We start from the raw sequence: 12895 nt of genomic DNA on the forward strand, positions 1-12895 counted from the left end.
CCCGCGACCGGTCCACCGCGACGCGGCTCGCTCCACCGCAGGAGCCGCGCCGCCTACCGCGGGATGGCGTTGTGGGCGGCGGTGATCGCCGCGCGCACGGCCTCGCCCAGCGGGCGCAGCGTGTCGTCCCGCGCCGCGGCCTGGCCGTGGGTGACCGCGCCACCGGGGGCGTCGGTGAGCGCGAGGTCCAGCACCCGGGCCAGACGCTGCGCGCGGGCGAGCAGCGAGAGCGCCAGCGGGTCCGAGCCGGGCGGCATCCCCGGGACGTGCGCCGCCTCGGCCAGCCCGGCGAGGAGCGTGGGCACCTCCGGGTGCCAGCGGGCGAGGTCGAGCCGGGCCAGCGTCCGGGCGGCGTCGGAGATGGCCAGGTCGAGCTCGCCGGACACCGCGCGCAGGTTCCCCTCGACCGGCGGCGGCACCGGGTCGGCGCCGTCCAGGGGGAACGCGGTCCACTGCACGGCCTCGGGCCCGAGCGCCTCGGGCACCAGCGCGAGCCGCTCGCCGACGGCGGCCTGCCCCGCCTCCAGCGCCAGCTCGGTGAGTCCGGGCACGCGCGGCAGCCCGCGGACGTCGCCCGGCACCGGCAGGACCAGGCGCAGCCGGCGCTCGCCGAGGCCGCGCAGCGCGGTCAGCGCCCAGCCGAGGGGGACCGCCTCGTCGGTGCCGGGGAGGCCGGAGACCCGGTGCGCGGTGTCGCCGACCAGCGCGTCGAGCGCCTCGTCGTAGGAGCTGCGGCCGGAGAGCCAGGCGGTCGCCCAGACCGCGAACCGGCCCGCGGGGAAGTCGTGCACCCCGCGAGGTTATGCCGCGTCCCCGGCCAGGTGACGATGGTGTTGAGATCCATCACGATCCCGTCCGGTTCTGCGAGAGTGATCTCGTGGACGCCTGGTTGATCTGGCTCATCGCATCGGGCCTGTTCGCCGCGGGAGAGATGGCCAGCGGCGACCTCTTCCTGCTCATGCTCGCCGGGGGCGCGCTCGGCGGCATGACCGTCGCCCTGGTCGGCGGCCCCGTCGTGCTGCAGCTGGTCGGGTTCATCGTCGTCTCGGCGCTGCTACTGGCGCTGGTCCGCCCGTTGGCCAAGCGGCACCTGGTGGACCGCACCCCCCAGCAGCTCGACGGCGTGGCCACGCTCGTCGGCCGCACGGCGCAGGTCACCCGGGCCGTCGACGGGCACGGCGGCCGCATCCGCCTCGGCGCCGACGAGTGGACCGCCCGCAGCCAGTACGGCGGCGAGGCGTTCCCCGTGGGGGCCACCGTCCGGATCCTCCAAGTCGACGGGGCCACGGCCGTCGTCGGCGACGCCCTCGAGCTGGACTGAACCCGCACCACCCGACGAAGGGAACTCCGTGGAGCCCGCACTCATCGCCTTGATCGTCATCGCGGTCCTGGTGGTCATCGTGGTCGCCAAGAGCGTGACGATCGTCCCGCAGGCGCAGGCCAAGGTCGTCGAACGCCTCGGTCGCTACAGCCGCACGCTCTCGCCGGGCCTGTCGATCCTCGTGCCGTTCATCGACCGGGTCCGCGCCACCATCGACCTGCGTGAGCAGGTCGTCTCCTTCCCGCCGCAGCCGGTCATCACGTCCGACAACCTGCAGGTGGGCATCGACACCGTCGTCTACTTCCAGGTCACCGACCCGCGGCTGGCCGTCTACGGCATCGCGAACTACATCACCGGCATGGAGCAGCTGACCACCACGACGCTGCGCAACGTCGTCGGCGGGCTCAACCTCGAGGGCGCGCTGACCGGCCGCGACGGCATCAACAGCCAGCTCCGGGAGGTGCTCGACGGCACCACCGGCCCGTGGGGCCTGCGCGTGGCCCGCGTCGAGATCAAGGCCATCGACCCGCCGCCGTCCATCCGCGACTCCATGGAGAAGCAGATGCGCGCCGACCGCGACAAGCGGGCGATCATCCTGCAGGCCGAGGGCGCGCGGCAGTCGGCGATCACCACGGCCGAGGGCGAGAAGGCCTCGGCGATCCTGTCGGCCGAGGGGCGCAAGCAGGCGGCGATCCTCGAGGCGGAGGCCGAGCGGCAGAGCCGGATCCTGCGCGCCGAGGGTGAGCGGGCGGCGCTGTTCCTGCAGGCGCAGGGGCAGGCCAAGTCGATCGAGACGGTCTTCCAGGCCATCCACGACGGCAAGCCCGACCAGGGTCTGCTCGCCTACCAGTACCTGCAGACCCTCCCGCAGATCGCGCAGGGCGACGCCAACAAGATGTGGATCGTGCCCAGCGAGTTCAGCAAGGCGCTGGAGGGGTTGGCCCGCATGGGCGGGGCGGACGAGGGGCGCTCGTGGCTCGACGTCCCCGCCCCGTCGGGCGAGACCAACGGCGCGAGCGCCGGACGGCAGATCGACACGAGCGACTGGTTCGAGTCCCACGTGCCGGCCGCCGCCGACCAGCCCGAGGCCCGGATCGAGCTCTCCAGCATCGCCGACACCGAGCCCGCGGTGCCGACGCCGGAGATGCCGCCGACGCCGTCCCTGGCCCGGGCCGCCGAGGAGGCGGCCACCGGGGCTCCGCTCGAGGACCCCTCCGCCTCCGACGGCCAACCGCCCCGGGCCTGAGACGACGGGGGCACCGACCGGCAAGGCCGCGGCACGGGCGCGAGAGGCACCCGTGCCGCGGTGGGCCGGTCGTGGGGGCACCGGTCCCGACCGGGACCGGCGCCTCGACCCCATCGCGGGCCCGGCCCCCCTGCAGGGCCCCGCCGCGAGCCTGCGAGTGGGGGGCAGGGGGTCCTCTCTCAGTCCTTGAGCAGGCCCTCGCGCAGCTTGGCGAGGGTCTGGCTCAGCAGCCGCGAGACGTGCATCTGCGAGATGCCGATGTCGGCGGCGATCTGCGACTGGGTCATGTTGCCGAAGAACCGCAGGATGAGGATCCGCCGCTCGCGGGCCGGGATGGTGGCCAGCAGCGGCTGCAGCGACTCCCGGTACTCCACCCCCTCCAGTGCGGCGTCCTCCTCGCCGAGCGTAGCCGCCAGCGTGGGGGAGTCGTCCTCACCGGAGAGCCGTTCGTCCAGCGAGCTGCTGCGGTAGGCGTTGGCGACGGCCAGCCCCTCGAGCACCTCGGCCCGGGGGATGCCCAGGTGCTCGGCGAGCTCGCTGGGCGTCGGCGCGCGCCCGTTCTTCTGCGCCAGCTCGCCGACGGCGGCGTTGAGCGACAGGTGCAGCTCCTGCAGCCGCCGCGGCACGCGCACCGACCAGCCCTGGTCGCGGAAGTGCCGCTTGATCTCGCCGGTGATCGTCGGGACGGCGAAGCTCAGGAACTCGACCCCGCGGTTCGGGTCGAACCGGTCGATGGCCGCGATGAGGCCGAGCGTGCCGACCTGCAGCAGGTCGTCGAACGGCTCGCCGCGGTTGCTGAACCGGCGGGCGAAGTGCCGCACCAGGGGCAGGTGCTCCTCGACCAGGATCTCGCGCAGCCGCTCGCGGCGCGGGTCGTCCTTCTCGAGCGTGGCCAGCTCGGCGAACAGCGGCGCGGTGCGCTCGGCGCGGCGGCGGTTGTCCGAGGCCGGGGTCGGCTCGGGCTCCGACTCGGCTTCGGGCACCGTCTCGCGGCGGGGGTCGGGCACCACGACCGGCTGCTCGTCGGACGCGATCTCGTCGTCCGTCCCGTGCGGGGTGGTCGGGGTGTCGTCGTCGGGCAGGGTGTCCTCCTCGGCCGTCTGGGGCTTCGCGGCGGCTCCCCGGGTCACCGCGCGACCGAGACGTTCTGGCCCGTCTTCCCGAGCGACTGGTCCGGGTGCTGCCCCGGCAGGTACTTGTCCATGGAGATCACCGCGACGGCGGCGGCAGTGCCGTCACCGGCCGGCACGGTCGCCTGGGTGGCGGGGCCGGCCTCCACGTTGTCGACGAGGGTGTGCAGGACCGCCCACCCGAAGCCGTCCCGGGGGACGTCGGTGCCCTCCGCCGTCGGCACCCAGGCGTCGATGTGCAGCCCGGCCCGGGTCGTCTCGAAGACGACGGTCAGCCGACGGTCACCGCTGACGATCGACGCGAGCGTCGCGCAGGCCTCGTCCACCGCCAGGCGGAGGTCCTCGACGGCGTCCAGGTCGTAGTCCATCCGCATCGCCAGGTCACCGGCCATCGCCCGCACCGCGGGCAGCTGGGTCGGGGTGGTGGGCACCCGCAGCTCCAGTCGCTCGGCGCGCCGCCCGTCGTGCGCGAGGGCACCCCTCGAGTCCACCATCCGTCGTCCGCTCCTCATCGTCTGCTCTCGCACCGGCGCCGGAGACCCCGGCCGCCCGGCTCGGCTCCCATCCTGCCCGACCGCGCGCCGATGCCGGTGCGCCACGGGCCCGGGCGGTGCGCCCGAAGGGGCGGGTTACCCACCTCGTGGGGCGGCTCAAACCCGCGGTGGCCTGCGGTGGAGCGCGGTTGCCGGGGTCCCGGGGCTGTTGTTCCCTGGTCGCAGATGAACACCTCCCAGGACAGCGCGCCGCCGGGGTCCGGTCCCGTCGAGGACGCGGGCGGCGCAGTGCTGGTCGCGGCCATGGAGGACGCCCCCGCGGCGATCTACTGCCTCGCCGGGCCCGCCATGGAGCCGGTCTGGGCCAACGCCCGGGCCCGCGAGCTCGGCACGAGCACCGACGACCTGCCGTCGCTCGACGGGCGCGACCTCACCGACCTGGCCGCGGTGGTGGCGCGCTCCGGCCGCCCGGAGACGGTGCACGGCTCCCTCGGGTCGGACGGGCCGCCGGCGAGCGTCGTCCTGCAGCCACTGCGGGTGTCAGGGCGGCCCGGGGTCCTGCTGCTCGTCGAGGCCGACGAGGCAGGGAGCCGGCCCGACGCCGCGGCCGAGGTCGTCGAGCAGGTGCAGCACGCCCTGCTGCCGCCGGCGCTGCCGCTGCTGCCCGACCTGCGACTGTCCGGCAGCTACCACCAGGCCAGCTCGGTGTGCGCGGCCGGCGGCGACTGGTACGACGCGGTCCCGCTGGGCCGGGGCCGGGTCGCGCTGGTCATCGGGGACGCCGTCGGGCACGGGGTGCCCGCGGCCGGGGCGATGAGCCGGCTGCGCGGCGCCATGCGATCGGTCGCGCTGCGCGACCCGTCCCCGGAGGCCGTCGTGGCGGCGCTGGACGCCTTCGCCGTCGAGATGGAGGACGTCGAGGGGTCCTCGGTGTTCTACGGCGTGCTGGAGGCGTCCACCGGCCTGCTGACCTATGCCGCGGCCGGGCACCCTGCACCGCTGCTCGTCGAGGAGGAGGGCTCCGCCTCCTTCCTCCCGTTGACCCCGCGGCCGCCGCTGGGCAGCCTCCCGGGCACGCCGACCGTCGTCGCCACCGCGCAGGTCCCGCAGGGCGCGACGCTGGTGCTCTACTCCGACGGCGCGGTCTCCGCCTCCGGCCCGCCGCCGGCCCAGGGGCTGAGCCGGCTGAGCGCGGTCGCCCGCGAGGTGCTCGCCGGGCCCGGGGCCCTCGATGCGGAGCGTGCGGCCTCGCTCGCGGCGGCCATCGCCGAGAGCCTGCTGGCGCCCGGCGAGCGCCCCGACGACATCGCCGTCCTGGTCGCCCACCGGCTGGCCGAGACGCTGGAGCCGCTGGACCTCGACCTGCCCGCCGTCCCCTCGTCGCTGCCGGCGGTGCGCCGCCGGCTGACCGCGTGGCTGGCCGGGCTGGGCATGGGGGAGCAGGACCGCGTCGGTGTCATGGTCGCCGTGGGGGAGGCCTGCGCGAACGCCGCCGAGCACGCCTACCGCGGCACGACCCCGGGGCGCATGTACGTCACCGCGGGTGTCGACGTCGACGGGCTGCTGACGGTGACCGTTCGCGACGAGGGGCGCTGGCGGCCGCCGGACCGGGACCCCGGCGACCGCGGCCGCGGCCTGCTGATCATGCGCCAGCTCGTGGACGGCGTGGTCCTGCAGGGCGAGCACGGGACGACGGTGACGCTGAGCATGCGGTTGCGGCGCAGCCCCGAGGAGCTGGAGGAGCGGCACGTCGGCGCCAGTTCCGCGGAGGTCGTCGTCGACCGGGCGGCGGAACGGCCCGTGGTGCGGGTCGGGGGCGCGGTCGACATCCTCGGCGCGGAGCAGATGCGCATCCGGCTGCTGGAGGCCAGCCACGGCGGCACCGGCCAGGTCGAGCTCGACCTGTGCGAGGTGACCCTGTTCAGCAGCGCCGCGGTGCGCGTCGTCCTCGCGATGGCGCGCATCGCCGCCGACGAGGGCTGGCGGCTCGTGGTGGACGCCCCAGACGGCGGGGTGACCCGGCACATCCTCGAGATCAGCGGCCTCGCCGGCCTGGTCGAGCTGCACTGACGGGGATCCCGGCGCGCCGCCGGTTTGAGGAACGGTCCCGGTGCACATCCACCCCGCGTGAGACTCCGCCGCAGCGACGTGCACGGCCCCGGGTACCGACGCCGGGGCGCCGGCCGCGGCTTCGCCTACTACGACACCGACGGGTCGCTCATCCGGGACGAGCGGCTGGACCGGATCCGCGCCCTCGCCATCCCGCCGGCGTGGAAGGACGTCTGGATCTGCCCCTGGCCCAACGGGCACATCCAGGCCACCGGGGTGGACGCCGCCGGTCGCAAGCAGTACCGCTACCACGACGCCTGGCGGGCCCGCCGGGACGCGGAGAAGCACGAGCGGGTGCTGGAGATCGCCCACCAGCTGCCCGACGTCCGGGACGCCGTCGTCGACGCGGTCACCGGCAGCGGGCTGACCCGGGAACGGGTGCTCGCCGCCGCCGTCCGGCTGCTGGACCTCGGCGCCTTCCGCGTCGGCAGCGAGCAGTACGCCGAGGACAACGGCACCTACGGCCTGGCGACGCTGCGGCGCGACCACGTCCGGGTGCGCGGCGAGCGGGTGTTCTTCTCCTACACGGCCAAGGGCGGGATCGAGCGGGAGCTGGAGGTCACCGACGAGCCCACCGCGGACGTCGTCCGGGAGCTGCTCGAGCGTCCAGAGGACACCGGGGAGGAGCTGCTCGGCTACTGGGTCGAGGACCCGGCGGGCTCCGACCGCGTCTGGCACGACGTCAACAGCGTGGAGGTGAACACCTACCTCAAGGAGGTCAGCGAGGCGGAGATCACCGCGAAGGACTTCCGGACCTGGAGCGCCACGGTGCTGATGGCCGCGGCCCTGGCCGAGACGCCGCAGCCGGCGAACAAGACGGCGCGCAAGCGGGTCGTCAAGCAGGCCTACGAGCGGGTCTCGGAGACCCTCGGGAACACGCCGGCGGTCTGCAGGGCCAGCTACGTCGACCCGCGGGTCGTGGACCGCTTCCAGAGCGGGGAGACGATCGCGGACGCCCTCGAGGAGGCGGCCTCGGCGCCGGACGACCGGACGGCGCAGAAGGTGCTGGAGCAGGCGGTCTGCCAGATGCTCACCGCTTGATCCCGCGGAGACGACTGAGGCCCCGCCGGAGCGGGGCCTCAGTCGTGTCTGGTCCGGGGTGGTCCCGGACGGACGTCAGCGGGAGCTGCCGTCCACGATGGTGAACAGGTCGATCAGCCCGGTGACCTCCAGCGGCCGGGTGACCGCCCGCGTGGTGGCCACGAGGCGCAGGTCGACGTCGCGGGAGCGGGCCGACTTCTGGGTCTCGACCAGGACGGCCAGCCCGGCGGAGCCGAGGAACTGGACGCCGGAGAGGTCGATGACCAACGCCCTGGGCTGCTGCTCGAGCTGGGTGTCGAGCGACGACCGGAGCACCGGGGCCGTGAACGTGTCCACTTCGCCGACGACCGTCACCGTGACCGCGCCGTCCTCACCGGTGGAGGTGGAGAGCGTGATCACGTCGTCGAAGGGTGCGTCCGTGCCCTCGGTCGACACGTCGGGCTGCCCCTCGGCAGGCAGGTCGGATGTGGTCACGGGCTGAGCTCCTCTCAACGGCAGTACCCGGCGGCACGACCGCCCGGTCAATCTACCGCTGAGCGGCCCCCCGGTGTCGTGGCCCCCGAGCACGCTCGTCGTCGAACGTACCCGTACCGGGGATCGACCCGGCACGGCCGCGGCTGCCTGCTGAACCGCCGCCGCCCAAGGTATGCAACGGGCCGCGTGCGCGCCAACCGGCCCGGACGGCCGTCGCCGTCCGGGCGCGGGATCTCGCCCGTCCGGGCGGTCACTCCATGAGGTGGACCGCGCTCTCCTCGGCGCTCTCCCCGCCCACCGAGGCGTCGAGGCTGGCCTCGACGTCGTCGGCGGTGCGGTTGGTCCCCGAGTCTGAGTCCGGCGTGGTGTCGTAGTCCTGCTCCAGTTGGCCGACCGGGCGGGTCGGGTCCTCGGCCGTCCGGACACCGGGCTGGACGTCGGGGACCTCGCGCTCCAGCCGACCGGTCAGTGACTCGCCCTCGGACTGCTCGAAGGCCGTGGTGCCGAAGTCGACGCTGGCGCCCGCGTCGTCGCGCGGCACGGGGGCGAACTGGGGGTCCTCGGCCCGTTCCTGGGTGGGCGAGTCGTCCTGCGAGACGTCGGGGACGCCCTCGTCCTCGGGGAAGACGTCGCGTGCGGTCTGGCCCTCGCTCGGCTGGGTCATCAGGTCCTCCGTCCTGTGCGGGGAGCGCGGTCGGCGCGTCCCGGGGGCGGCCGGTCCGGCCGCGGTCTGTCCGTGCGCCTACCCGTCCGCCTCCCGGCCATGCGTGAGCCCGCTCGCGGGCGCGGCGAGGCGGTGGGCACGGCGAGGCGGACGGCACGTCGAGGTTGTGGGCATGGCCACCGGACGGTCGGGGTAGCGCGGCAGACATGGCGATGGCAGACGAGGTGCAGCGGATCGGTGCCCCGGTCCGGCGGTGGGCGCGCGGACAGCAGCGCGCGTACGCGGGCGGGGAGGACCGGCCGCTGGGGGGCTTCCTCGGTGCGATGAGCGTCTACAGCACCGCCGTCGCCGCCGGTGCGGCCGCCGTCCGGGCCTCGGGCCGCCCGCTGCCCACGCGCATCCCGCTGGGCGACGCGGTCCTGCTCACCATCGGCACGTTCCGGTTGGCCCGGCGGATCGCCAAGGACCCGGTCACCAGCCCGCTGCGGGCGCCGTTCGCCCAGTTCAACGGCGCCTCGGGCGAGGCCGAGCTGGCCGAGGAGGTGCGCGAGCACGGTGGCTGGAAGCACGCCGTGGGGGAGCTGCTGACCTGCCCGTTCTGCCTGGCGCAGTGGGTCGCCACCGGGTTCGTGTTCGCCTACGTGGCGGCGCCCAACGCCACCCGGCTGGCGGCGCTGACGATGACCGCCGTGGCCGGCTCCGACGTCCTCCAGTTCGCCTACGACGCCCTCCAGGAGCGGGTCACCGGGGACGACGACGAGGGCGGGCGGTAGCCACCCGTACGGAGGAGGAGCGGGCCGCTCGACCTGCCACGACGTGGGCGGCGCGCCTATCCTGGTGATCTTGGACCGCCCGGCCTTCCCCGCCCGTCGGTCGTGGGACGGGACTCGCGGGAGGAAGCGGCATGCGGTCGATCTGGCGCGGTGCGGTGTCCTTCGGCCTGGTGAGCATCGGCGTGAAGCTCTACACCGCCACCGAGGACCACGACATCCGGTTCAACCAGGTGCACGCCACCGACGGCGGCCGGATCAAGTACAAGCGGGTCTGCTCGATCGACGGCGAGGAGGTCGAGTACTCCGACATCGCCAAGGGCTACGAGCTCCCCGACGGCCAGCTGGTCGTCCTCACCGACGAGGACTTCGAGGACCTGCCGCTGCCCAGCCGCCGGGAGATCGAGGTGCTGGAGTTCGTCGCCCAGGACGAGATCGACCCGATCCACTTCGAGAAGACCTACTACCTCGAGCCCGACGCGTCGGCGACCCGCCCGTACGTGCTGCTGCGCGACGCGCTGGAGAACGCCGGGCAGGTCGCGATCACCAAGATCGCGATCCGGCAGCGCGAGTCGCTGGCCGCGCTGCGCGTGCGCGAGGGCGTCATGGTGCTGCACACGATGCGCTGGCCCGACGAGATCCGTCGTCCGGACTTCGCGTTCCTCGACGAGGACATCGCCGTCCGGCCCCAGGAACTGCAGATGGCCGAGGCGCTCATCGCCTCGATGACCGGGGACTTCGACCCCGCCGAGTTCACGGACGACTACCGAGAGGCCATGGCCGCGCTGCTGGAGGCCAAGCAGACCGGCGGCGAGGTGCAGCCGCTGCCGGAGACGGCGGATCCGGGCGCCGCGGTGGTCGACCTGATGAGCGCCCTGCGCCGCAGCGTCGAGCAGGCCCGCGGGGGAGCCGCCGAGGAGCCCCCGGCCCGGCGGGCTCCCGCGAAGAAGGCCACCGCCGCCAAGCGCGTCGCGCGCCCGGCCGGCGACGAGGAGCCGGAGGAGCGGCCGGCCCGGAAGACCCCGGCCCGCAGGAGCGCCGCTGCCGCGACCCCCGCGGCGGCGAAGAAGAGCACGGCCGCGAAGAAGGCGACGGCGGCGACGAAGGCCCCGGCCGCGAAGAAGGCGACGGCGGAGAAGCAGCCGGCCAAGCGCGCCCGCCGCAGCGCCTGACGTGCCGGCGCGCCCGCGCGAGGACCCGCTGGCCGAGTACCGCGCCAAGCGCGACCCGGCCCGCACCGCCGAGCCCGTGCCGCCGGCGGGCGCCGCCCTGCCGGCCGGCAGCGGCGACACGTTCGTCGTCCAGGAGCACCACACCCCGCGCCGGACCGGCGAGCGCGTGCACTGGGACCTCCGGCTCGAGCGGGACGGCGTCCTCAAGAGCTGGGCGGTGCCGAAGGGGCCGCCCACCACGGCCGGTCCGAGCCGGCTGGCCGTGCCGACCGAGGACCACCCGCTGGAGTACGCGACCTTCGAGGGGACGATCGCCGCCGGCGTGTACGGCGGCGGCGAGGTGCGCATCTGGGACGCCGGCCGGTACGCCACCGAGAAGTGGGCCGACGACCACGTCACCGTGGCCTTCGACGGCCGGCGGCTGCGCGGCCGGTACGTGTTGTTCCGGCTGGCCGACGGCACCTGGAACGTGCGCAAGCTCGACCCGGCCCCGCCGGAGGCGCCGGTCGAGGTCCCGTCGCCGATGCTGGCCACCCTCGGCGAGCTCCCTCCGGCCGCGCAGGACGCCCGGTGGGGCTACGAGTTCAAGTGGGACGGCGTCCGCGCCGTCTCGGTCGTGCAGGACGGCGCCCTGACCCTGTGGGCGCGCAGCGGAACCGAGATCACCGTGCGCTACCCCGAGCTGGGCCGGCTGCCCGCGGCGCTGGTCGGGCACGACGCCGTCCTCGACGGCGAGGTCGTCGCGCTCGACGAGCAGGGCCGGCCGGACTTCGGCGCGCTGCAGGGGCGGATGCACCGCACCGGGCCCGAGGTGCTCCGGCTCGCGGCGGCCGCGCCGGTCACGTACCTGGTCTTCGACCTGCTGGCGTGGGACGGCGAGCGCCTGCTGGACCTGCCCTACGCCCAGCGGCGGGAGCGGCTCGACGCCCTCGGGATCGGCGGGCAGTGCTGGGTGGGCACGCCGTGGTTCCGCGGTGGCGGGGCGGCGGTGCTGGCGGCCAGCCGGGAGAACGGCCTGGAGGGCGTGGTCGCCAAGCGGCTGGACTCGCCCTACCGCCCGGGCCTGCGCGGTCCGGACTGGCGCAAGGTCAAGAACGTCCGCACCCAGGCCGTCGTCGTCGGGGGCTGGCGGCCCGGGCAGGGCCGGCGGGCCGGTGGCGTGGGCTCGCTGCTGGTGGGCCTGCACGACGACGAGGGGCGGTTCGTGTACGCCGGCCACGTGGGCACGGGCTTCACCGCCCAGGCGCTGCGCGACCTGGCGGAGCTGGTCACCCCGCGCTCGACCAGCCCCTTCGCGGGCGACCTCCCGCGCGAGGTGAGCCGCGACGCGCGCTGGGTGGAGCCCGACCTGGTCGGCGAGGTGGCCTTCGCCGTCTGGACGGCGGACGGCCGGATGCGGCACCCGTCCTGGCGCGGGCTGCGCGACGACCTCGCGCCGGAGGACGTGGTGGAGGAGTGGTGAGCGCGCGCCGGGTACAGGAGTGCCCGTGAGTCGCCAGCTGGTGCGCGTGGACGGGCGGCAGCTGCACGTGTCCAACCTGGAGAAGGTGCTCTTCCCGGAGGTCTCCTTCACCAAGGCGCAGGTGATCGACTACTACGTCCGGATCGCGCCGGCGCTGTTGCCGCACCTGTCCGGCCGGCCGGTCACGTTCACCCGCTGGCCCGACGGCGTGGAGGGGCAGGCGTTCTTCGAGAAGAACAGCGCCCGGCACGCGCCCGACTGGGTCCGCCGCGTCACCGTCCCGAGCCCGGGCAGCTCCCGCGGCCGGGAGACCCTCGACATGGTGGTCCTCGAGACCGTCGCCGACCTCGCCTGGGCGGCCAACCTGGCCGCGATCGAGCTGCACGTGCCGCAGTGGCAGGTGGGCAGCCGGCTGCAGCCGACCCTGCCCGACCTGCTGGTCCTCGACCTCGACCCCGGTCCGGACGCCGGCATCCTCGAGTGCTGCGAGGTCGCCGAGCGGTTGCGCGAGCGGCTGGTCGACGACGGCCTGGACCCGGTGGTGAAGACGTCGGGGTCGAAGGGGATGCAGGTGTACGCGCCGATCCGGGTGACCGACCGCGAGCACCCCAGCCGCTACGCGAAGGAGCTGGCGCGGGAGCTCGCCGCCGAGACGCCCGACCGGGTGGTCTGGCGGATGGAGAAGGTCCTGCGGCCGGGCAAGGTGCTCATCGACTGGAGCCAGAACAACCCGGCCAAGACGACGGTGGCGCCGTACTCGCTGCGGGCGCGCCCCGACGCGACGGTGTCCACGCCGATCGGCTGGGACGAGGTGGAGGCGGTGCTCGACGGGGCCGACCCGGGGGAGCTGCGGTTCCGCACCGAGGACGTGCTCGCCCGGGTCGAGGAGTACGGCGACCTGTTCGACATCGCCGGGGCGCAGCGCGCCGTCCTGCCGCCGGCCTGAACCGCGTTCGACCGTCCCGCTCGTTCGAGGGAGAGCCGTCGGGATCCGCGCCCGGACCTGGCATCC

The 12895-nt window shown here is 74.9% G+C and carries 13 protein-coding genes; 8 read left to right on the forward strand and 5 right to left on the reverse strand.

Features of this window, described 5'->3' with window-relative positions:
• Positions 1 to 53: 53 nt before the first annotated feature.
• Positions 54 to 791 carry a hypothetical protein gene (locus ACI782_RS18570; RefSeq protein ID WP_456911555.1) on the reverse strand — a complete coding sequence of 246 codons (738 nt, stop codon included), beginning with the start codon at positions 789 to 791 and terminating at the stop codon, positions 54 to 56.
• 86 nt (positions 792 to 877) lie between these two features.
• Between ACI782_RS18570 and ACI782_RS18575 the strand changes: the two genes are divergently transcribed.
• Together ACI782_RS18575 and ACI782_RS18580 are read left to right on the forward strand one after the other, a co-directional pair.
• Positions 878 to 1321 (forward strand): NfeD family protein, encoded by a 444-nt coding sequence (locus ACI782_RS18575; protein WP_456911556.1) that lies wholly within the window; start codon positions 878 to 880, stop codon positions 1319 to 1321.
• Positions 1322 to 1349: 28 nt separating this feature from the next.
• On the forward strand, positions 1350 to 2567 hold the full coding sequence (locus ACI782_RS18580) for an SPFH domain-containing protein (RefSeq protein ID WP_456911557.1): 1218 nt from the start codon (positions 1350 to 1352) through the stop codon (positions 2565 to 2567).
• 179 nt (positions 2568 to 2746) lie between these two features.
• On the opposite strand, the gene ACI782_RS18585 is transcribed toward ACI782_RS18580, so the two are convergent.
• Positions 2747 to 3697, reverse strand: a complete 951-nt coding sequence (locus ACI782_RS18585) for an RNA polymerase sigma factor SigF (protein ID WP_456911558.1) — start codon at positions 3695 to 3697, stop codon at positions 2747 to 2749.
• Positions 3694 to 4191, reverse strand: a complete 498-nt coding sequence (locus ACI782_RS18590; protein ID WP_456911559.1) for an ATP-binding protein — start codon at positions 4189 to 4191, stop codon at positions 3694 to 3696. The genes ACI782_RS18585 and ACI782_RS18590 overlap by 4 nt, the downstream gene beginning before the upstream one ends.
• 225 nt (positions 4192 to 4416) lie before the next feature.
• On the opposite strand from ACI782_RS18590, the gene ACI782_RS18595 reads away from it, so the two are divergent.
• Together ACI782_RS18595 and ACI782_RS18600 are read left to right on the forward strand one after the other, a co-directional pair.
• A complete protein-coding gene (locus ACI782_RS18595; RefSeq protein WP_456911560.1) occupies positions 4417 to 6261 on the forward strand; it encodes a SpoIIE family protein phosphatase in 1845 nt (614 codons plus the stop codon).
• Positions 6262 to 6318: 57 nt separating this feature from the next.
• The gene (locus ACI782_RS18600; protein ID WP_456911561.1) at positions 6319 to 7341 is read left to right on the forward strand and encodes a DNA topoisomerase IB; all 1023 of its coding nucleotides are present in this window, start codon (positions 6319 to 6321) and stop codon (positions 7339 to 7341) included.
• Between the two features lie 75 nt (positions 7342 to 7416).
• On the opposite strand, the gene ACI782_RS18605 is transcribed toward ACI782_RS18600, so the two are convergent.
• A complete protein-coding gene (locus ACI782_RS18605) occupies positions 7417 to 7815 on the reverse strand; it encodes an STAS domain-containing protein (protein ID WP_456911562.1) in 399 nt (132 codons plus the stop codon).
• Between the two features lie 250 nt (positions 7816 to 8065).
• Entirely contained in the window at positions 8066 to 8479 is a 414-nt protein-coding gene (locus tag ACI782_RS18610) for a hypothetical protein (protein WP_456911563.1), read from the reverse strand.
• A 206-nt stretch (positions 8480 to 8685) separates the two neighbouring features.
• Between ACI782_RS18610 and ACI782_RS18615 the strand changes: the two genes are divergently transcribed.
• The 4 genes from ACI782_RS18615 to ligD (ACI782_RS18630) all read left to right on the forward strand — a co-directional run bounded on the left by ACI782_RS18615 (position 8686) and on the right by ligD (ACI782_RS18630) (position 12829).
• The gene (locus tag ACI782_RS18615; protein WP_456911564.1) at positions 8686 to 9252 is read left to right on the forward strand and encodes a DUF1360 domain-containing protein; all 567 of its coding nucleotides are present in this window, start codon (positions 8686 to 8688) and stop codon (positions 9250 to 9252) included.
• Between the two features lie 131 nt (positions 9253 to 9383).
• The gene (gene ku / locus ACI782_RS18620) at positions 9384 to 10421 is read left to right on the forward strand and encodes a non-homologous end joining protein Ku (RefSeq protein WP_456911565.1); all 1038 of its coding nucleotides are present in this window, start codon (positions 9384 to 9386) and stop codon (positions 10419 to 10421) included.
• A 1-nt stretch (position 10422) separates the two neighbouring features.
• Positions 10423 to 11883 carry a non-homologous end-joining DNA ligase gene (gene ligD, locus ACI782_RS18625; RefSeq protein ID WP_456911566.1) on the forward strand — a complete coding sequence of 487 codons (1461 nt, stop codon included), beginning with the start codon at positions 10423 to 10425 and terminating at the stop codon, positions 11881 to 11883.
• A gap of 25 nt (positions 11884 to 11908) precedes the next feature.
• Positions 11909 to 12829: a non-homologous end-joining DNA ligase gene (gene ligD / locus ACI782_RS18630; protein WP_456911567.1), complete on the forward strand. Its 921-nt coding sequence runs from the start codon at positions 11909 to 11911 to the stop codon at positions 12827 to 12829.
• Positions 12830 to 12895: the final 66 nt, after the last annotated feature.

The organism is Geodermatophilus sp. SYSU D00703 (genome assembly GCF_054050155.1).